General features: G+C 56.8%; 17 protein-coding genes and 1 pseudogene. 7 read left to right on the forward strand and 11 right to left on the reverse strand.

Going from position 1 to position 20,849, the window contains the following annotated elements:
• The first annotated feature begins 145 nt into the window (after positions 1 to 145).
• The 3 genes from C1713_RS07040 to C1713_RS07050 all read left to right on the forward strand — a co-directional run bounded on the left by C1713_RS07040 (position 146) and on the right by C1713_RS07050 (position 3,123).
• Positions 146 to 820: a helix-turn-helix domain-containing protein gene (locus C1713_RS07040; RefSeq protein WP_102493444.1), complete on the forward strand. Its 675-nt coding sequence runs from the start codon at positions 146 to 148 to the stop codon at positions 818 to 820.
• A 205-nt stretch (positions 821 to 1,025) separates the two neighbouring features.
• Positions 1,026 to 1,859 (forward strand): sugar phosphate isomerase/epimerase family protein, encoded by an 834-nt coding sequence (locus C1713_RS07045; RefSeq protein WP_102493445.1) that lies wholly within the window; start codon positions 1,026 to 1,028, stop codon positions 1,857 to 1,859.
• A gap of 253 nt (positions 1,860 to 2,112) precedes the next feature.
• Positions 2,113 to 3,123 (forward strand): Gfo/Idh/MocA family protein, encoded by a 1,011-nt coding sequence (locus C1713_RS07050; protein ID WP_102493446.1) that lies wholly within the window; start codon positions 2,113 to 2,115, stop codon positions 3,121 to 3,123.
• Between the two features lie 68 nt (positions 3,124 to 3,191).
• On the opposite strand, the gene C1713_RS12070 is transcribed toward C1713_RS07050, so the two are convergent.
• The 4 genes from C1713_RS12070 to C1713_RS07065 form a co-directional block, all read right to left on the reverse strand.
• Positions 3,192 to 3,344: a hypothetical protein gene (locus tag C1713_RS12070; RefSeq protein WP_170950791.1), complete on the reverse strand. Its 153-nt coding sequence runs from the start codon at positions 3,342 to 3,344 to the stop codon at positions 3,192 to 3,194.
• 117 nt (positions 3,345 to 3,461) lie between these two features.
• Positions 3,462 to 3,740: a type II toxin-antitoxin system YafQ family toxin gene (locus C1713_RS07055; protein ID WP_102493447.1), complete on the reverse strand. Its 279-nt coding sequence runs from the start codon at positions 3,738 to 3,740 to the stop codon at positions 3,462 to 3,464.
• Positions 3,733 to 4,002 carry a type II toxin-antitoxin system RelB/DinJ family antitoxin gene (locus C1713_RS07060; RefSeq protein ID WP_102493448.1) on the reverse strand — a complete coding sequence of 90 codons (270 nt, stop codon included), beginning with the start codon at positions 4,000 to 4,002 and terminating at the stop codon, positions 3,733 to 3,735. Before C1713_RS07060 ends, C1713_RS07055 begins: the two co-directional genes overlap by 8 nt.
• 64 nt (positions 4,003 to 4,066) lie before the next feature.
• Positions 4,067 to 4,837, reverse strand: coding sequence for an AraC family transcriptional regulator (locus C1713_RS07065; protein WP_102493449.1), 771 nt, complete (start codon positions 4,835 to 4,837; stop codon positions 4,067 to 4,069).
• Between the two features lie 24 nt (positions 4,838 to 4,861).
• Here C1713_RS07065 and C1713_RS12675 point away from each other — a divergent pair.
• From C1713_RS12675 to C1713_RS07085, 4 genes and pseudogenes are all read left to right on the forward strand, one after another.
• A pseudogene (locus tag C1713_RS12675) lies at positions 4,862 to 4,945 on the forward strand (hypothetical protein); the annotation flags it as partial.
• A 56-nt stretch (positions 4,946 to 5,001) separates the two neighbouring features.
• Positions 5,002 to 5,346: a sugar phosphate isomerase/epimerase family protein gene (locus tag C1713_RS07075; protein ID WP_102493450.1), complete on the forward strand. Its 345-nt coding sequence runs from the start codon at positions 5,002 to 5,004 to the stop codon at positions 5,344 to 5,346.
• Between the two features lie 86 nt (positions 5,347 to 5,432).
• The gene (locus C1713_RS07080) at positions 5,433 to 6,824 is read left to right on the forward strand and encodes an MFS transporter (protein WP_102493451.1); all 1,392 of its coding nucleotides are present in this window, start codon (positions 5,433 to 5,435) and stop codon (positions 6,822 to 6,824) included.
• Between the two features lie 89 nt (positions 6,825 to 6,913).
• Positions 6,914 to 7,486: a cytidylate kinase-like family protein gene (locus C1713_RS07085; RefSeq protein ID WP_338063641.1), complete on the forward strand. Its 573-nt coding sequence runs from the start codon at positions 6,914 to 6,916 to the stop codon at positions 7,484 to 7,486.
• 291 nt (positions 7,487 to 7,777) lie between these two features.
• Here the strand turns inward: C1713_RS07085 and C1713_RS07090 are convergent, their stop codons facing one another.
• From C1713_RS07090 to rpoB, 7 genes are all read right to left on the reverse strand, one after another.
• Entirely contained in the window at positions 7,778 to 8,350 is a 573-nt protein-coding gene (locus tag C1713_RS07090) for a hypothetical protein (protein WP_102493452.1), read from the reverse strand.
• Positions 8,316 to 8,498: a hypothetical protein gene (locus tag C1713_RS12075; protein WP_170950792.1), complete on the reverse strand. Its 183-nt coding sequence runs from the start codon at positions 8,496 to 8,498 to the stop codon at positions 8,316 to 8,318. The genes C1713_RS07090 and C1713_RS12075 overlap by 35 nt, the downstream gene beginning before the upstream one ends.
• A 122-nt stretch (positions 8,499 to 8,620) precedes the next feature.
• Positions 8,621 to 10,210, reverse strand: a complete 1,590-nt coding sequence (locus tag C1713_RS07095; RefSeq protein ID WP_102493453.1) for a solute:sodium symporter family transporter — start codon at positions 10,208 to 10,210, stop codon at positions 8,621 to 8,623.
• 193 nt (positions 10,211 to 10,403) lie between these two features.
• Positions 10,404 to 11,015, reverse strand: coding sequence for a cytidylate kinase-like family protein (locus tag C1713_RS07100; RefSeq protein WP_420852648.1), 612 nt, complete (start codon positions 11,013 to 11,015; stop codon positions 10,404 to 10,406).
• A gap of 41 nt (positions 11,016 to 11,056) precedes the next feature.
• On the reverse strand, positions 11,057 to 12,397 hold the full coding sequence (locus C1713_RS07105; protein WP_245871020.1) for an MFS transporter: 1,341 nt from the start codon (positions 12,395 to 12,397) through the stop codon (positions 11,057 to 11,059).
• Positions 12,398 to 12,866: 469 nt separating this feature from the next.
• On the reverse strand, positions 12,867 to 16,871 hold the full coding sequence (gene rpoC / locus C1713_RS07110) for a DNA-directed RNA polymerase subunit beta' (protein ID WP_170950801.1): 4,005 nt from the start codon (positions 16,869 to 16,871) through the stop codon (positions 12,867 to 12,869).
• Between the two features lie 45 nt (positions 16,872 to 16,916).
• Positions 16,917 to 20,657 (reverse strand): DNA-directed RNA polymerase subunit beta, encoded by a 3,741-nt coding sequence (rpoB, locus tag C1713_RS07115; protein ID WP_102493457.1) that lies wholly within the window; start codon positions 20,655 to 20,657, stop codon positions 16,917 to 16,919.
• Positions 20,658 to 20,849: the final 192 nt, after the last annotated feature.

Raw genomic sequence — 20,849 nt, forward strand, 5'->3', positions numbered from 1 at the left:
CCCTCTTCTAACGCTTACACAGTTCCCCTCTCTCGTTTCAACGAGAGAGGCTTTTTGTTGCAAAAGGACAAAAGCAAAAATCTTTCATTCGACAGATTTTTTTTGCTATACTGATATTATTCAATGGAAAGCGAGGTGCTGTGCCATGACGATCCTCTACTACAAGGCGGCAAAAAAGCTGCCGCCCCCGCCGGCGTTTGGCGAGGCGCTTCGTCTCATCTACATCGGCTACAACGACCGCGAGGAAACCCTCATGCCCTCCGCCTTCCACCGGCATGAACACAACCTCGAACTCCAACTGATCTGTCAGGGGCGCGGACACATCCGCATCGGCAGCCGCATGTATGACGTGCAGCGCGGCGATGCCATCACCCGCTCCATCCTCAGAGCACTCCTGCAGATCCTGCTCTTCCAGCTCCCGCACGAGCCGATCGCCCCCGTACGCGAAAAGGATTGCCTCTTCATCGCGCTCAAGGACTACATTGACCGTCACTTTATGGAGGAACTATCCGTCGAAACGCTGAGCGCACGTGTCCACATGAGCACCTCGGGGCTTGCCCACCAGTTCAAGAAACGCTTTGGCTTCGCGCCCATCCAGTACATCATCCGCCGCATCGGGGAGGCACAGACTCTCCTCGTCACGACCGACCTCTCTATCACCGAGGTGAGCGCACGCATCGGCTATGACAACATCAGCTATTTCAACAACCAGTTCAAGAAGTTCACGGGGCTGTCCCCACAGAGCTACCGCAAATACAAGGTCGGCATGAACCAGTACAAGCAGCTCGGCGAAATTGCAGGGCAGGAGCGTCGCCGCTAGTGTGCAGAAAGCAGCATGCAGAATTTCCCCTGCAGCCTCCCTTTTGCAGAAAAGTGCAAGTCCCATGGCTTGCACTCTTTTTTTTTACGAAAAAACAGGCAGAAACGGGAAAGCGCGAACGCTGCACCTGCGCTACAATAGAATCACGATAAGAAGTGGACAGCTTATCATTGGTTTTCATCATCTGAAAAAAGGAGCACGGACTATGAAGATCAGCATGAATCAGGCGACTTGCCTGGAGAAATCCAGTCTAGCGAAAGACATGGAACTCTGCGAAAAGTACGGATTCGACATGATCGAACCGCGCACGATGGACGGCATCCCGAACTATCTCAAGAACCACACGATCGAGGATCTCGCCGCCGACCTCAAGAGGCACAAGCTCGAACCGCTTGCCTTCAACACCCTGTGCTTCTTCAACAACCGCAGTCCCGAGGACTACGCAAAGGTACTCGACGAGCTGCGCCAGATGTGCGAGTGGGGCAAGGTGATCGGCTGCAAGACGGTCATCACAGTGCCGACCGTCGAGCTGAAGAAGGTCACGATGCAGGAGATCCACGACTCCGCCGTCAAATGCCTCAAGGAGATGGGCGCGATTGCGGCAGAGTACGGCATGCGCATCTCGGTCGAGTTCCTCGGCCATCCTGCGGCATCCATCAACACCTTTGCACAGGCATACGAGATCATTCAGGACGTGGACATGGATAACATCGGCATCACCGTCGACTGCTTCCATTTCTACGGCATGGGTTCGCGCCTTGAGGATCTCGCGCAGGCGGACGGCAAGAAGATCTTCATCGTTCATCTGAACGACACGGAGGACTTCCCCATCGGCGCCCTGCTCGACGAGGATCGCGTCTGGCCGGGCACGGGCTGCATCCCGCTCGACGACATCCTCCAGACGCTCAAAAAGATCGGCTGGGCGGCGGATGCCGTATCGCTCGAACTTTTCCGTCCCGAATACTACCAGATGGATCCCGAGGATGTCTACCGCATCGGCAAGGAAAAGGTCGACGCCGTGATCAAGCGCAATTTTTAGGTTCTATACCAAACGGGACGTGCGTGCTCCACGCAAACGCTTAGTTACACAAGCGGTCGCGTTCTCGTTCGCCTAAATACCGGCGCACTTCTTAAACGCGCTACGCTTGGACGAAAGAAGTACGCCGGGGGCGAGTCGAACGCTTTTCTCCGCTTGCTCCACTAGGGTTTGCTTAGGAGCATCGCAGTCCGCATTCTTCCGTAACATGTATGATAGAACCAATTTCTAACAAAAAAACGAGGAGGAACTACCTATGCTAAAGGTTGGAGTCATCGGCTGCGGCGGCATGGGCCGCGACCACATCAAACGTCTCGTAGAGCGCACACAGGGTGCGACCGTCACCGCCGTCGCCGATATGGTCGACGAGCTGATCGACATGGCAGCCGCCATCGCAGGACCGGACTGCAAGAAGTTCAAGAATGCGGACGACCTCATCAACTGCCCCGATGTCGACGCCGTCTTCATCGTCACTCCGGGCTTTGCGCACAAGGACGCACTGCTCTCCGCCATCCGCGCGGGCAAGCGCATCTTCTGTGAGAAGCCCCTCTGCACGACCGCCGAGGACTGCCTCGCCGTCATCGATGCCGAGGTAAAGAGCGGCAAACACCTCATTCAACTCGGCTTTATGCGCCGCTATGACAAGGGCTATCTGCAGATCAAGGAGGCGCTCAAGTCCGGCGCATACGGTGCGCCGCTCATGGTGCACTGCACGCATCGCATCCCGCTCGTGCCCGACAGCTACACCACCGAGATGGCGGTGCACGACACGGCGATTCACGAGATCGACGTCATTCACTGGCTCATCGACGACGACTTCGTCTCCGCGCAGGTGCTTTTCCCGCGCGTCACGGGCGCAGCGGCGGCACATCTGAAGGATCCGCAGATCATGCTCCTGCGCACGAAGAGCGGCATCTGCGTCGACGATGAGGTCTTCGTCAACTGCAAGTTCGGCTATGACATCAACTGTGAAGTCGTCTGCGAGGACGGTGCGCTCAAGATGGCGCAGCCCTCCTACCCCGATGTGCGCAAGGGCGCAAAGGTCGCGACCACGATCGACACCGACTGCTTCGTCCGCTTCCACGATGCCTACGACGCCGAGGTGCAGGGCTGGGTGAGCGATGCCGCCGCCGGCGTCATCAACGGACCTACTGCATGGGACGGCTACCTCGCCGCCATCACGGCGGATGCCCTCGTCCGCGCGCAGAAGAGCGGCGCCATCGAGGAGATCAAGCCCGCACAGGAAAAACCTGCTTTCTACAACTAAAACTTACACATAAAAACGGCACGGCAGAATGCGTTCTGCCGTGCCGTTTGGCTTGTCGTTCCGACGACTCACATCACCCCGCGTGCCTCACGGTCAATCAGATCACGCATGATTGTAGGATAGAGCTTGTCGAGTTTGTAGAGCGCGAGAACAACGATGGCGACAATCCAGTTATTTGGTAAATCCTCTTGCCCGAAAGTACTTCCATTCGCCGTTGACATCAGCGCGGACTACATCACAGGCGTCACGGTGACAATCGCCGGCAGCAAGACGCTCATTTGAAACACAACACATACCAAAAGCCGCGCCAGAAACGCATCTGCCGTGGCTTTTTACCATCAAAAAAGATCGCTGTGTGATCCCGTCCGAATCAGTTTCAAAATAAGATTCTCTCGCTCAATTCGATAGACTAAGAGCCAATCCGGCTGGATGTGGCATTCCCGCATCCCCTTATAGTTCCTCGAATTGACAAGAGCATGATCGCGATAGGCTGGAGGCAGTTCCTCCTCCCTGCATAGGAGGTCGATCACCGCTTCCAACCTCTTTCGGTCACAGCCGCGTCTCAGCGCCAGCTTATAATCCCGTTTGAACTGCCCTGTGAAAAGCGGTCTAAGCATCCAGTGCCTCCATCAGTTCCGAGACACTGTCAAAAGGACCGTACAGTTCCTCACCCGCTTCCGCAGCCTGCATCGCCGCATACGTCGTCTCATTCGGCTCATCCAACCGCACGTCGAAGGGCAGACCGCGGCGGCGCAGTGCCTGCCTGTAAAAAAGCCCCGTTGCCGTACTGAGATCAAGTCCAAGCTCTTGAAAGAGATTCGCGGCCTGTTCCTTGAGTTCCGTATCAATATGCAGCGTCAATGTCTCTGTATGCGCCATTGCAATTCCCTCCTTTCTTTCAATTATATCTGTATCGAAGTTTTTTTGCAATGACATATCCCTCTCAGAACTCCAGTGCTCGAAACGCGGTCGGCGTCATGCCGTTCACCGCCTTGAATGCGCGGGCGAAGTGGGAGGCACTGTTAAAGCCGCAGGCATCCGCGATCTCCTCGATGGAGTCCTCCGTCGCCTGTAGGAGTCGCTTGGACTGGCGGAGACGGTATTGGAGCAGATACTCGTGCGGCGTGCAGGAAAGATGCTTCTTGAAGCAGCGGATGAGATGGGACGCACTCATGCCGCAGTGTGCCGCAAGTTCCTCAAGCGCAATCGACTGTGCATAGCCTCGCTGAATATACTTGAGCGCAGGGGCGAGCAGCTCCGTCGCCGGCTCCGGACGATCCGTCCGCCCCGCCGCGAGTGCCGTCAGGATACGGTCGATGCGATGGGAGTGCAGCGTCTCCCCCTGCATCGTGTACTGCCCCGCCGCGAGGATGTTACGAAAGGTGCGCTCAAGCGGCGCTATGCTCTCCCCCGTATAGAGAAGACCATGACGCTGAATGAGGTGCTCCGTATAGGCGGCACTGCCAATCCCTGCAAAGTGGAACCAGAGGAAGTCCCCTGCCTCGTAACATCCATAGCTGTGCGGCTGCCGGCAGTCGACGAGGAGGATTTCATCCGCGTGAGCGCGCGCCGTCTCTCCGCAGTTCTCAGCATAGAATACACCCGTCCGCACGAACATGAGCAGGCTTGAGTCCAGATGCGTGCGCTCGACGCGATAGCTGTCGGTGCAGTGGAAATGCCCGAACTCCGGCGTATAGGTGACCTCGGCTCGCATCTTCTCTCTGTCTCGCAGTTCATCATGGGCGACATCAGTGGCGTCGACGCGATGAAGACCACCATCTTCCCCGAGCGTCCGAAGGCAAAGGTCGAAAACGAGGATATCATCTCCTTCATGATGGAGTACGCAAACGGTGCAAAGGGCATGATCTCCTCCTCTGTCTGGATACGGGACATCATGTCTACGGCGGCGGCGAGCCAATCGCTTTCTTTAAGAAGCACGCAGACCGCATCCCCTACATCCACATCAAGGACTGCGACCTCGCGGTCAAGAAGAAGATGGACGAAGAGAAATGGTCGTTTGCCAAGGCGGTCACCGAGGACATCATGGTCGAACCCGACAAGGGCAGCATCGATATGGCAGCATTCCACGCTGCTCTGGTCGAAAAGAACTATGATGGCTGGTGTGTCGTCGAGCAGGATCTCTTCCCCGTGAAATTTTTCGATCTTCCGCTGAAACTTGCCAAGATCGGCCGCGAAAACCTCCGCAAGGCAGGCTTTCAGTAAAAATCTCCCTCGATAACAGAGCAGGGGCTGTTGGAGCGTTTCAACAGCCCATTTTTTCTCAAACAAACAAATCAGGAGGAAGTATCATGACCGATGCAAAAGCTCCGGCGGAAAGGCTCTCATGGCTGACCCGCATCTCCTACGGCCTCGGTGACACCGCGCAGAACGTTGTCTGGGGCGCAATGAGTATCCTCACCTTCTTCTATACTGACTACGCGGGCGTCGATCCCGCCATCGTCGGTATGGTGATGCTGCTCTCACGATGCTTTGACGGCGTCTCCGACGTCATTATGGGATTTATTGTTGAAAAAACGCACTCACGCTGGGGCAAGGCGCGTCCATGGATTCTTTGGATGAGCGTCCCCTTCGCCATTTCTATTGTCCTCATGTATATGGTGCCACAGGGCTCATCCGCCGTGCAGTTTGCCTATATCTTCGTCACGTACAACTTCTGTACCACAATCTGCTACACGGCAATGAACCTCCCCTACGGTGCACTCTCGACGATGATGCCGCCGCTCTCAAAGGAGCGTGACATGCTCTCTGTCACGCGCATGGCGCTCCCCCCACTCGGCAAGATTCTCTCCGTCTCCGCCACGCTGCCGCTGATTAAGCTCTTCGGCGACACGCAGGCCGCATGGATCGAGGTCATGGGTATATGTGCTGTCGTTGCCCTCTTCCTGTTTCTCCGCTGTTTCTGGAAATGCGAGGAGAAGGTCGGCATCGCCGTGGAGACAGTAAAGGAAATCAAGGAGAAGATCCCCGTCAAGAAGGCACTTCACGCGCTCGCCTGCAATAAGTATTTCTGGATGGCGACGGGGCTTTGGACGATGCAGGCGTGCATCGCACTCTTTACGGGCACCGTTCTCCCCTACTACTGCAAATATGTCTTTATGGACGCCTCCATCTACTCCGTCCTCTTCCTCGTCGAGACGCTCACGACCATTATCGCCACCATTATTTTCTGTCCGCCCCTCCTGCGCAAATTCGGCAAGCGCAACATGTCGCTTTACGGCATCGTGCTCGCCTTCCTCGGGCATCTCATCTTCCTCATCAGCCCCTATGACTATAATTTCCTCTTCTTCAGCTGCTTCATCCGAGGTCTGTGCTTCGCACCGCTCAACTCCGTCATCTTTGGCTTCTTCGGTGATGTTGTGGACTACACACAGTGGAAGTTCGGCATCCGTCAGGAGGGACTGATCTTCTCCGGTGGATCGGTCGGCAACAAGATCGGCGGCGGTATCGTCAGTGCTCTCATGACCGGACTCATGAGCTATGCGGGCTACATCTCCTCGGCGACCGCCTCCGCCGTTCAGCCGCAGATCGCCGTCGACATGATCGTTCTCCTCTATTCCTACGGGCCGCTCGTGATATGGGCCATCGTCATCCTCATCCTCTGGGCCTACAAACTCGACAAACTGTATCCCACCATCATGCGTGATCTGATTGCACGCAATGCCGTCCGTGCGGAATCGTGAGCAGAAAGAGGTAATCCCGATGAAGAAAAATACCATCAATCATCACCATCAGCCGTCAGTACGGCAGCGGAGGCCGAGAGCTCTCGCGCATCCTCGCAGACAAAATGGGCGTCAAGCGCTACGATCGCAAAGTCGTCGCCATGGCAGCGGAACAGGTCGGCGCCGGCGATCCGCTCGAGGAGATCATCAGCCGCTCCTACAATGTCAGCGAGAACTGTCTCGGCAATCTCGGCGATGCAGCGTTTGACCGCGTGCCGTCCTACAATCAACTCTACAGCGAGCAGGGGAGGATCATCCGTGCCATCGCTGACGAGGGCAACGGCGCTGTCTTTCTCGGCCGCTGCGCCGACGTCATCCTCGATGGCATGCCGGAGGTCTATTCCTTCTTCATCTGCGCCGATGATGCATTTCGGACGAAACGAGCGCAGACGCATTACGGCGGCATGAGCCTCAAGCAGCTCAACGAGATCGAGAAGGCACGCAAAAGCTACTACTCCTTCTACACCGGCAAGGACATGGGGGGATCCGCAAAACTATCATCTCACCATCAATACAAGCCGCGTACCGCTGGAGAAGGCCGCCGACCTCATCCTCAGCTACGTCGAATTCTGTCAAGGAGAGTAAAGGAAGCGCTGAGAACGCAGCCTCTCCAATTGGTGTAGATTTTGTCCTGCCACGGAGACAAAGGCAGTGCGAAAAGAGGCACCAAGAGACGCAAGCTAAATGATCGACACATCCCTAAAGTCCCATTGAGAACAAAAACGCCCCATCCTGTAAAAATGCAGGATGGGGCATTTGTTGCACTGGTCAACAAAAACTGGACGCAAATGTAATTTTCCTATTTTTTGAATCGTTGTTTCTTCTTTGGCAATTTTTACGAAGAGCAGACAAAAATAAGACACCCTGACGAAAAACTCCGTCAAGGTGTCTTATTTTTGGATTGTACAATTATATCAGGACAGCATATAGATCATCTGGGACAGCCCCGTCTCGGGATCCTCCGAGATCAGCACAAAGTCATGCTCCTCATAGAACCTAATCAAGCCGACTGCTTCCGTCTTCACATCGACCATAACGATTCTGCCGCCAATCGCATCGTGGGCTTTGCGCGTAATTGCCAATGCAAGTCTCAAAATTTCTTTTCCTGTTACGCCGCATTCACACGCATCATTTTTTGCTAATTGTCCGATAAGCATAACGGGAAGTGCAGGGATTCTTTCTCCGTGCATCTTTCCTGAAAAACCGTCAAGCCTTTTTATTTGCCTGATTGATAGTTCCTCCGACAAATACAGAATCTGCGGGGCGATCGAGAAAAAGGCTGCGATTTCGATTTGATTGTTCTCTAAGGCAGAATCATCGACAAAAAGATATGTCCTGCTTTTCGCCAGTTCTTCAAATTGTACGGCTCGGTTTCTCAAAAAGTGTTCTATATCTGTATCTCTTTTACAGGAGAATCGAGAGAACGCATGATTGAGAATCTGGGTGTCATAATTATTTTGTAGGGATTTCAGTGAATCGAAGGGCATTTCTCAGTCTCTCCCTTCCTTCTCTCATCTCCTTGTCTGGATCCGGAAGCTCAAATGTATGCTTTGGAGGATTGGTAATCGCATCCAAGAACCGATCCATATCCTCCGGCCGCACGCGTATCTCCCGGTCAAAGCTGATGGTAGCCATATCAACCCCCCCTATTGCGCTTTCCTGTCTTGGATTTATTCTAGCATATATTTTTTTGCATAGCAAACAAAAAGCCGTCCCGAGAACCCGAAACGGCTTTTTGTAGATGCGTACAGCTGCGCCTACCGCCCAATCCCAAGCGGGGAGAAGATCGCATAGACGGTGAAGATACCGAGGACAACGACGACGGCGACGTACTTACGATACTTCCACGGCGTGAGGTCAACCTTGTTCGCGTTCGGCGTGAACGAATAGCCGCCCGCAAGCGGTGCGAACTTTGTCGATCCCCACATGACGAGGATGTCGAGGAAAAAGAGTACGCTGTGGATGTAGAGGAAGTTCAGATCGCCGAAGAGGAACTTCGCGATGATGTAGACGACGATGTGGAAGGTAAAGCAGATCTTCGCCCCCACCGCCGAGACGTTCTTGTTGAAGAAGCCAAACAGGATGATAACGATGAGCGGGATATTGTAGAAGCCCACGTACTCCTGCAGGAAGTTATACAATCCCGTCGGCGCATTGATGAGGAGCGGCGCCAGCCCAATGGAGACGAGGGCAATGACGATGTTCGTGATCCTGCCCACGCGCACAACACTCCGCTCAGAGGCATCCTTGCGGAAGATCCCCTTGTAGAAGTCCAGTGAGAATAGGGTCGCGGCGCTGTTGAGTGCGGCGACATACGTACTGAGAATCGCACCGAAGATGATCGCACCGAAGATGCCGTACATCCACGGCGGCAAAATTGCCTTCACGAGCGTCGGATAGGCAGCATCCGGCAGGGGCAGCGAGCCGTCGAACATGACGAAGGCGATGATGCCCGGCAAAACGAGGAAGAGCGGCCCAAAAAGTTTGAAAATCGCAAGCGTCAAAACGCCCTTCTGCCCCTCGGCGAGGTTGCGCCCCGCGATGGTCTTCTGTACGATGAACTGGTTCGTATTCCAGTAGAACATCGTGTTAAAGAGCAGCCCAAGCAGCAGTGTCGGCCATGGCACCGCCTTCGAATCGATTGCTCCGATGGCATTCAGCTTCTCCGGTGCTGCCGCCGCCATGCGCGAGAATCCATCGACGATGCTGCCGTCGCCGAGCATATAGAGTCCGATGAACGGAATGCTGATGCCGCCGACGAGGAGTCCCACGCCGTAGACGCTGTCACTCACCGCACTGATCCCCATGCCGCCCATGAGGAGGTAGGCAAGACCCACGATGCCGACGATCGCAGCCGTCACCATGATGCCTTCATACTGCGAGATCCCGAGCAGCTCACTCACACTGAACAGCTGGTTGAACACGAGCGCACCGGAGTAAAGGATGGTTGGCAATAGGATAAAGGCATAGCTCGTCTGAATCAGGAACGAGATGACGAGTCGGAACTGATTATCGTAGCGCAGCGCGAGAAATTCCGGAATCGTCGAGACACCGTGCCGCAGATAGTTCGGCAGGAAGACAAAGGCAAGCGTTAGGATCGAGAAACAGGCGATGATCTCCCACGCCATGACCTCCATGCCGACTGCATACGCAAGCCCGCTCTGTCCGACAATCTGCTCCGTCGAGAGATTTGCCATGAGCATTGTGCCCGCGATGACAAGCCCGCCGAGACTGCGACCGCTGAAGAAATACCCATCGGTATTCTCCTTGTTGATGTTCCTCGTCCGATACCATGCAAAAATCCAGATACCGGCGACTATCACGAGGAATGAAAGAATTGGAATCATTGCTACCCCCCCATAACAGAAAGAACCCGCCCTTAATGTTTCTATAAAGCAACTATTAAGAGACATAAATGTTATCATAAGATAACCAAGGGTTATTATACATATTTCATTTCGCTTAGCAAGACCCAAAGAATAAAAAAAGGGCTGTATTACGAGAATTTCATTTTCCCGTAATACAGCCCGAATGCTTCTATTATTTTCCGCGACGACGCAGCTCAACATAGCTCAAGATAAGCTCTGCCGCTGCTTCCAGTGAGAGCTGGCTCGTATTGATGAGGAGGTCGTAGTTCTCGGGATCTCCCCACGTCTGTCCCGTATAGTACGCATAGTACTGCTTGCGGATGGCATCCTCATCATCGAGTTCCTCGATGTAGTGATTGCCGTAGTGCGTCTTCGCACGCTCCTTGCGGAATGCATTATCTGCATAAATGAAGAAGGAGAACGCATCGGGGTTGTCTTTCAAAATATAGTCTGCACAGCGTCCGAGAAAAACAGCACTCTCCTTCTCGGCGATCTTCAGAATCACCTTTGCTTGCTCGATATACATACGGTTGTGCTGTGGCACACGCACGTAAGCATAGTCGCCAAGGTTTCCGAGGCAGTTCTCCGGCGAGTTATAGGAACGCTCGATAAGGCTTTCAAAATCCTGTGCATCCTCAGCATCTGTCACATTTTCCGCCGCCATAGCGACAATTTTTCGATCATAGCGCTTAACGCCCATTTTCTTCGCGAGAATCTCTGCAACCTCGCGCCCACCGCTGCCATACTGGCGCGTGATGGTGATGAGAGTTTTCTGATCCATCATATCGCTCCTTTCAATACAGCAGGACGCGCCCTGCTGTGTGGTTACATTTCACCGCGCGCCTCGCGTGCAACAAGATCGCGCATGATCTCGGGATACTTTTGATCCAGCTCATAGAAGTAGAGTACAACAATCAGAACGATCCACACAAAGATCGGCCCCCACATGTAGATGCTGACGATCATATCAATGACCTGCTGGCTCTGCATGACTGAGCCAGCGGAGGACGAAACATAGCCTGCATAGGAGAGGAGCCCCGTGAGGAGTGCGCTCGTAAGCCCGGAGCCGACCTTCGTACCAACCGAGCCACCGGAGAAGATCAGACCTTCCTGGCGGAGACGCGTCTTCCACTGGCCGTACTCTACAGCATCACCAATAAAGCCGAAAATGACGGACTGAATCGGTGCGAAACCAATGCCGCGAACGACACAGCTAAATACAACCCAGCCAAAATCCGTAGGATTCAAAAGGAAGATGACATGACCGATAAAGCAGATGAGAACACCGCCCAAGGACATGTTGCGCTTGCCGAAGCGGCGCAGGAGCCGCGGGCTGAACACCGCCATAACAAAGATCGTGACCAGCGTCTCCAGGAGATAGAGGCTGCCGTAAATCGTATCATCGGAAAAAATGTATTTGCAGTAATAAGGGAGAATCGTCCCCGTAATCGTGAAGATAACGTTCTGCATCATCCAGATCGTCATACCCGCCCAGAAGTACGGATTGACAGCGAGAGCCTTGAGCGCCTTGCCAACCGGAATTTTCGCCGCCTTTGCACGAGCCTCGATCACAACGGTCTCTTTGCAGCGTGAGAAGCAGAAGATCAAAAGCACCAGTCCAACGACAGCCCAGATGCTCATGACCTCAACCCATGCCATCTGCGTATCGCCAAAGACCTTGACCAGCGGAAGTGTTGCCGAGACCGAGAGAATACGGCCCCAGGGTGAGAGACACATACGCGTGATCGAGAGCATATCACGTTCCTTTGAAGCACGTGTCATCATCGCCGAAAGTGAGCCATACGGAAGATTCAGCGCTGTATAGCAAACTGTCGTACAGAGATTGTATGTAACAAACAGATAGGCAAACTGCATTGCTGAGGATCCCTGCGGAACTGTATAGATAAGTACAATGGATACCGCAAACGGTACGCTCATCCACAAAATCCAAGGGCGGGACTTACCCCACTTGGAATTTGTCTTCTCAACAATAAATCCCATGATGACATCAGACACACCATCAAAACAGCGGGACAGGAGCATAACCATACCGACCATCGCAGGATCGATCCCTGCATAGTCCGTATAGAAAAATGTCAGAATGCCCATCGCTCCCCATACGACGTTTTGGGCTGTGTCACCAAGGCCGTAAGCAATACGGGTCATCCACGGAAGACGACCTCCTGCAGCCTGTGTCTGCGAATTGCTCATCGCAATTCCCCTCCTCACTTAGTAAACAAAAACCGAATTGCATGTTGATTCCTTCTTTCCCCCCTTCAGGAATCATGTTTGTCTTTTTGTGATATATTATTTCTATATCTATATTTTATATTTTTTCCCATTTAACAATCTCTATTTTCTTGTCTTTTCTTCAACATATGCTCATGATAAAGCCCTGATAAATAAAGTGGTTTCCATTTCTTTTCCATTTTTTATTCATCAATACTATATTTTCTTGCTTTTATGGAACTTATCGAGATTTTTTACCTTATTTTCTGATATATCGAGATAATCTTTTGGTTTTATATTGTGCACTTGTTCCAACACAAACAAAAAGACCCCAATAGAATCTCTATCGGGATCTTTTGAGTAATATTGTTCATGCAGATAAAGAGCCAAAAGCGCTCATCTCAGATCAGCTGCTCAGCTTCTCCAGCCGTGAGAGGTCGACTTCTTCAACGGGCTCCTCGGCGGGCGCCTCGGATTCGGGCGGCTCAGGCACCGGCTGCGGTGCATGGTCGACGATCTCGAGGTGGCGGTAACGGTTCATGCCCGTACCGGCCGGGATGAGTTTGCCGATGATGACGTTTTCCTTAAGGCCGACGAGCGGGTCGATCTTGCCCTTGATCGCAGCGTCGGTGAGGACGCGCGTGGTCTCCTGGAAGGACGCCGCCGAGAGGAAGGAATCCGTGGCGAGCGATGCCTTCGTGATGCCGAGCAGGATGGGCTTTGCCACAGCGGGCTCGCCGTCCTCCTCGATCGCCTTGGTGTTCGCCGCCTCGAATGCGTTGATCTCGATGTACTCGCCCGGGAGGAAGTCGGTGGTTCCGGCCTCCTCGATCTTGACCTTGTGCAGCATCTGCCGTACCATGACCTCGATGTGCTTGTCGTTGATCTCAACGCCCTGCGATTTGTAGACCTTCTGTACCTCGTAGACGAGGTAGCGCTGGGTCGCCTGCAGGCCGCAGACGCGCAGGATGTCGTGCGGGTTCACGGAGCCCTCGGTAATCTTGTCACCGGGCTTCATGACCATGCCGTCACGCGCGGCCATGCGCGCACCGAACGGCACAGAGTACTCGCGCGGCACGCCGCCCTCGGGCGTGATCGTGACTGTGCGCATCCCCTTGCCCGTATCGTCGATGGCGACGACACCTTCGTTCTCTGCGATGATGGCATTGTGCTTGGGCTTGCGTGCCTCGAAGAGCTCCTCGACGCGCGGAAGACCCTGTGTGATGTCGTCACCTGCGACACCGCCCGAGTGGAAGGTACGCATGGTGAGCTGTGTGCCCGGCTCGCCGATGGACTGTGCGGCAATGATGCCGACCGCCTCGCCGATCTCGACCTCCGCCTGGTTGGCGAGGTCGCGGCCGTAGCACTTCATGCAGACGCCGAACTGCGACTTGCATGTGAGGACGCTGCGGATGGAAACGCGTTTTCGGACGCCCTCGATACGTTTGGCAAGTGCCTCATCGACGGAGTCGTTGATGTGGGCAATGGTTTCACCCGTCGCCTCATCCACGATGTCCTCGGCGAGCACGCGGCCGACGATGCGGTCGGCGAGCGACTCGATGACGCCCGCGCCCTCCATGATGGCCTCGACTTCGATGCCGCGCACATTGTTGTTGCGGATGTGGATCTCGTGGAGCTCGGAGGAGAGGATCGCCTCGACCATTTTGTCAGTGAGGATCACGCCCTCCTCTGCGAGAACGGTGCCGTCGTCGAGGACAGCCTCACGCACGACTTCCTTTCCGCTGAGCTCGCGCACGATGGCAGCGTGTGCCTTCTTGCGCTTTCTCGCATCCGGCTCTCCGAGTGTGATGCTCTCCGTAACCATGGCGTTGCTGACCGCCCCCTCCGCGTTGACGGAGGAACCGCGCACCATGATCTCGCGGATGTCGCGTTCGCCGATGGTCTCGAGGACCTCGTCGTCGAGCGTCGTATCCTGTGGGTAGAGGATCTCCTTCGTCTCGGGATCGTAGATCGCCGCCGCAAGGAGGCGTCCCATGAGGCTGTCGACGAGGAGTTCGAGTGCGTCAAACGCAGACTCTGCCATGCGCGCACGCACCTGCAGGAGGTTGATCGCAGAGACGTCACAGTCCTCCTCGCGGACGATGACATCCTGTGCCACGTCGACGAGACGGCGCGTGAGGTAGCCCGAGTCCGCTGTACGGAGTGCCGTATCGGCAAGACCCTTGCGCGCACCATGCGAGGAGATGAAGTAGTCGGAAACGGACAGGCCCTCACGGAAGTTCGCCGTGATCGGCAGGTCGATGATCTTACCCGATGGGTCAGCCATCAGTCCGCGCATACCCGCGAGCTGACGCATCTGCTGCTTGTTGCCTCGGGCGCCCGAGTCCGCCATCATAAAGATGGGGTTAAAGGGATCCATGTTGTCCATCATGGCGTCCGCGACGTCGTCCGTCGCCTGTGTCCAGAGCTGAACGACCTTCTTGTAGCGCTCGTCCTCGGTGATGAGACCGCGCGAGAACTGACGCTCAACCTTGTTGACCTTCGCCTGCGTGTCCGCGATGATTTCCTTTTTCTTCGGCGGCACGATGACGTCGGAGACGGCGACCGTCATGCCTGCAATGCAGGCGTAGTGGTAGCCGAGGTTCTTCACGTTATCGATGACCTCAGCGGTCTTGGTCGCGCCGAAATGATCGTAGCAGTTCGCGACGAGCTTGCCGAGCTCCTTCTTGTTCATGAGGACGCCGAGGCGCCACTCGCCGGTCTCCGCATCCTGCGCGTAGTGGCGCAGCTCCTCGGGCAGGATCTCGTTGAAGATGAGGCGGCCGAGCGAGCTGCGGACGAGGCCGTAGCCCGCGATCTGCACGCGGATCTCCGCCTGCAGGTCGAGCACCTTTTCCTGATACGCGAGGAGTGCCTCGGCGATGCCGGTGAACACCTTGCCCTCGCCCTTTGCGCCGGGTCTCAGCTTCGTGAGATAGTACGAGCCGAGCACCATGTCCTGCGAGGGGACGATGATGGGCTTGCCGTCCTTCGGCGCGAGGATGTGGTTTGCGGCGAGCATGAGGACGCGTGCCTCCGTCTGAGCCTCCGCCGAGAGCGGCAGATGGATGGCCATCTGGTCGCCGTCAAAGTCCGCGTTGTACGCCGTACACGCGAGCGGATGCAGCTTCAGGGCACGCCCCTCGGTGAGCACCGGCTCAAAGGCCTGGATACCCAGACGGTGCAGTGTCGGTGCACGGTTGAGGAGCACGGGATGCTCCTTGATGACATCCTCGAGCACGTCCCAGACCTCGGGGCGTGCGCGCTCGACCATGCGCTTTGCCGACTTGATGTTGTGGGCAGCGCCGTCCGCCTGCAGTTTTTTCATGACAAAGGGCTTGAAGAGCTCGAGCGCCATCTCCTTCGGCAGGCCGCACTGATGGAGCTTCAGCTCCGGGCCGACGACGATAACGGAGCGTCCCGAGTAGTCGACACGCTTGCCGAGGAGGTTCTGACGGAAGCGCCCTTGCTTGCCCTTGAGCATATCCGAGAGCGACTTCAGCGCACGGTTGCCGGGGCCTGTGACGGGGCGGCCGCGGCGGCCGTTGTCGATGAGCGCGTCCACCGCCTCCTGCAGCATGCGCTTCTCGTTGCGCACGATGATGTCGGGCGCACCGAGGTCGAGCAGACGACGCAGGCGGTTGTTGCGGTTGATGACGCGGCGGTAGAGGTCGTTGAGATCAGAGGTCGCGAAGCGTCCGCCGTCGAGCTGCACCATGGGGCGCAGGTCAGGCGGAATGACGGGCACGACGTCCATGATCATCCACGAAGGCTGATTGCCGGACTTGCGGAATGCCTCAACCACCTCAAGGCGGCGGATGGCACGCACCTTCTTCTGTCCGGAGGTCGTCCGCACGTCGTTTTTCAGCTGTGCGCTCATCTGCTCAAGATCCAGCTCCTCGAGGAGCTCCTTGATCGCCTCCGCACCCATGCCGACGCGAAAGGTATTGCCGTACTTTTCGAGTGCATCGTGATACTCGCGCTCGGAGAGCAGTTCCTTTTTCTTGAGATCGGTTTCGCCCGCATCGAGGACGATGTAGTAGGCGAAGTAGAGCACCTTCTCAAGCGAGCGCGGGGAGACATCGAGGATGAGTCCCATGCGGCTCGGGATGCCCTTGAAGTACCAGATATGGGAGACGGGTGCGGCGAGCTCGATGTGTCCCATGCGCTCGCGGCGCACCTTTGCGCGCGTCACCTCGACGCCGCAGCGATCGCAGACGACGCCCTTGTAGCGGATGCGCTTGTACTTTCCGCAGTGGCACTCCCAGTCGCGCGTCGGTCCAAAGATGCGCTCGCAGAAGAGGCCGTCACGCTCGGGCTTCAAGGTGCGGTAGTTGATGGTCTCCGGCTTTTTCACCTCGCCGTGCGACCATGCACGAATTTTATCGGGAGAAGCGAGTCCAATCCGCATCGAGTCAAAATTGTTTACATCCAGCAACAGCTGCCACTCCCTTCCTTATAGATCGTCCTCATGAGGATTGTCGATGTCGTCCAGTCCGCCATGGAGAATCGCATCCATGTCGTCCGCCGCGAGATCCTCGTCGGTGCCGAGGTCAGCGATGAGATCCTCATCCGCAGACTCCTCAGCCTCCACGTTCTCCTCGTAGTCATCCGCAGGAGGCGGTGCGGCACCGTTCTCGTCCACGCCCTCCACATCGAGATCGAGAGAACGTGCCTTTTCGTTGATGTCCTCGTCCTCCTCGTCGCGGATCGCGATTTCCTTCGCGTCCTCATTGAGTACCTTGATGTCGAGGCCGATCGCCTGCAGCTCCTTGATGAGCACCTTGAACGACTCGGGTACGCCCGGCTCGGGGATGTTGTCCCCCTTGACGATGGATTCGTATGCCTTGACACGGCCGACCACGTCGTCGGACTTCACCGTCAGGATCTCCTGCAGGGTGTACGCCGCGCCGTATGCCTCGAGTGCCCAGACCTCCATCTCGCCGAAACGCTGTCCGCCGAACTGCGCCTTGCCGCCGAGCGGCTGCTGCGTGACGAGCGAGTACGGCCCCGTGGAGCGCGCATGAATCTTGTCGTCAACCAGATGATGCAGCTTCAGCATGTAGACGCAGCCGACCGTGACGCGGTTCTCGAACGGCTCGCCCGTGCGGCCGTCGTAGAGCACGGTCTTGCCGTCGGAGGGAAGTCTCGCCGCGCGGATCGTGCCGAATACGTCGTCGTCGCCCGCGCCGTCAAAGACCGGGGTCGCGATGTGGATTCCGGCCACGTCGGGCACGGGCATCCCGTTTTTATCGAAATCATAGCCCGCCGCGCGGAGATCGCCCTCCACCGTTGGATCGCCGTCCTTGATGCGCTGGCCGAGGATGCGGCACGCCATGCCGAGATGCGTCTCCAAGACCTGACCGATGTTCATACGCGACGGAACGCCGAGCGGGTTCAGCACGATATCGACCGGCGTGCCGTCCGGCAGGAACGGCATGTCCTCCTGGCGCATGATGCGCGAGACGACACCCTTGTTCCCGTGACGGCCGGACATCTTGTCGCCGACCGAGATCTTGCGCTTCTGTGCAATATAGACGCGCACGAGGCGGTTGACGCCGGGCGGCAGTTCATCGTTGTTCTCACGGGTAAAGATCTTCACGTCGATGATCTTGCCCGCCTCGCCATGCGGCACGCGCAGCGAGGTATCGCGCACCTCGCGTGCCTTCTCGCCGAAGATCGCGCGCAGCAGGCGCTCCTCTGCCGTCAGCTCCGTCTCGCCCTTGGGCGTGACCTTGCCGACGAGGATATCGCCGGGGCGCACGTCCGCACCAATGGAGATGATGCCGTCCTCGTCGAGATCCTTGAGCGCTTCCTCCGCCACATTCGGGATGTCGCGCGTGATCTCCTCGGGGCCGAGCTTCGTGTCGCGCGCATCGCACTCATACTCCTCGATGTGGATCGAGGTGTAGAGATCGCGCTTGACGAGATTCTCGCTGAGGAGGATGGCGTCCTCGTAGTTGTAGCCCTCCCACGGCATATAGGCAACAATAATATTGTAGCCAAGGGCGAGCTCGCCGTTGTCCGTCGAGGGGCCGTCGGCGATGGGCTGCCCCTCCGTCACGCGGTCGCCCGCGTAGACGAGCGGCTTCTGGTTGATGCAGGTCGCCTGGTTCGAGCGGATGAACTTCTGCAGTTTATAGGTATCAAATGCGCCCTCGTCCGAGCGGACGGTGATCGCATCTGCTGTAACGTCCGTGACCTCGCCGGCGTGCTTTGCGAGCACCATAACGCCCGAGTCGCACGCCGCCTTGTACTCCATGCCCGTACCGACGAGCGGTGCCTGCGTCCGCAGGAGCGGCACTGCCTGACGCTGCATGTTCGCGCCCATGAGGGCACGGTTCGCATCGTCGTTTTCGAGGAACGGGATCATCGCCGTCGCGATGGAAAAGACCTGGCGCGGCGACACGTCCATATAGTCCACACGCTCGCGCGGATGCAGTCCCGTCTCCTCGTGGAAACGTGCCGTCACGCGCTCGTTGACAAAGTACTCATTCGCATCGAGCGGCTCATTCGCCTGCGCGATGATGAGATCGTCCTCCTCGTCCGCCGTGAGGTAGCGCACATCCTCCGTCACGCGGTGATGCTCCTTGTCCACGCGGCGATACGGCGTCTCCATAAAGCCGAAACGGTTCACACGTGCATAGTTGGCGAGCGAGCCGATGAGTCCGATGTTCGGACCTTCCGGCGACTCGACCGGGCACATGCGGCCGTAGTGCGAGTTGTGAACGTCGCGCACCTCAAAGCCCGCGCGCTCGCGCGAGAGACCGCCGGGGCCGAGTGCCGAGAGGCGGCGCTTATGCGTCAGCTCGGAGAGAGGGTTGTGCTGATCCATGAACTGCGAGAGCTGCGAGGAGCCGAAGAACTCCTTTACCGCCGCCACGACGGGGCGGATATTGATGAGCCCCTGCGGCGTGATGCTCTCCGTCTCCTGGATCGACATGCGCTCGCGCACGACGCGCTCCATGCGCGAGAGGCCGATGCGGAACTGGTTCTGCAGCAGCTCGCCCACGGCACGCACGCGGCGGTTGCCGAGATGGTCGATGTCGTCCGTATTGCCAAAGCTGTCCATGAGGCCGAGGAGGTAGCTGATCGCCGCCATGATGTCCTCGCGCGTCACCGTGCGGTACTGATAGTCGCGCGTCGGTGCGCAGAGCATCCGATAGATATCGCCGTCGGGCTTCTGTACCTGAAATGCGATGAGCTCGCCGTCGCCGAAGAGCGCCGTCTCGCGCTCCTCGCTGACCGCATCCACCATCGCAGGCGTGATCGGCTCGCCCTTCGGGAAGACGATCTCGCCCGTCTCCACGTCCACAACGGGCTCGGCGAGCACCTTGCCCAACAGGCGGCGGCGCCAGCCGAGCTTCTTCGTCAGCTTGTAGCGGCCGACCGTCGCGAGGTCGTAGCGGCGCGGGTCAAAGAACAGCGTCTCGAGAAGCTGACGCGCATTGTCCTCGTTCGCGGGCTCACCCGGACGCAGACGGCGGTAGATCTCGATGACCGCGCGGCTGCGCGTCTTGACTTCGTCCGTATCGCGCTCGATCGTTGCGAGCATGCGCGGATCGTCGCCGAAGAGCGCACGAATCTCCGCGTCCGTCTCGTAGCCGAGGGCGCGGATGAGATAGGTCACGGGCATCTTGCGCGTACGATCGATACGCACGGAGACGATGTCGTTTGCATCCGTCTCCAGCTCGATCCACGCGCCGCGATTCGGGATCATCGTCGCGTTGTAGAGCTCCTTGCCCGTCGTATCGATTTCCACACCGTAGTACGTACCGGGCGAGCGGACGAGCTGGCTGACGATGACGCGCTCTGCGCCGTTGATGATGAACGTCCCCGTATCCGTCATGAGCGGAAAATCGCCCATGAAGACCTCCTGCTCCTTGATCTCGCCCGTCTCACGGTTCACGAGGCGCACGTTGACGCGCAGGGGCGCGGCGTACGTCACATCGCGCTCCTTGCACTCGTCGAGATCGTACTTCGGCTCACCGAGCGCAAACGATTCAAAGGAAAGGATGAGATTCCCGGAGAAATCCTGAATGGGCGAGATGTCGCGGAAAATCTCCGCAAGCCCCACCTCGAGAAACCACCGATAGCTCTCGCGCTGGATGTCAAGAAGATGCGGCATCTCCATCACTTCTTTGATCCGCGCGTAGCTGTAGCGGGTTCGACGGCCGACCGACACAGGATTGAACATGAACGCTGTCACCCTTTCGCTGGAATATCCTCTGGCATCTGAGCGCCGCTCTCAGAATTGAACAGACACAAAAAGAACAAGGCAGCCATGTGAGTACCTTGCTCTCTTGTCCTTTCTAACCGCACAGCATACTGCGCGGCGTCCTCCCCTGAAAAAAGGCGCACAAATCCCATACTTACGTCAATAGGTCAT

This window comes from Centipeda felix, from assembly GCF_900186465.1.
Taxonomy (GTDB): domain Bacteria; phylum Bacillota; class Negativicutes; order Selenomonadales; family Selenomonadaceae; genus Centipeda; species Centipeda felix.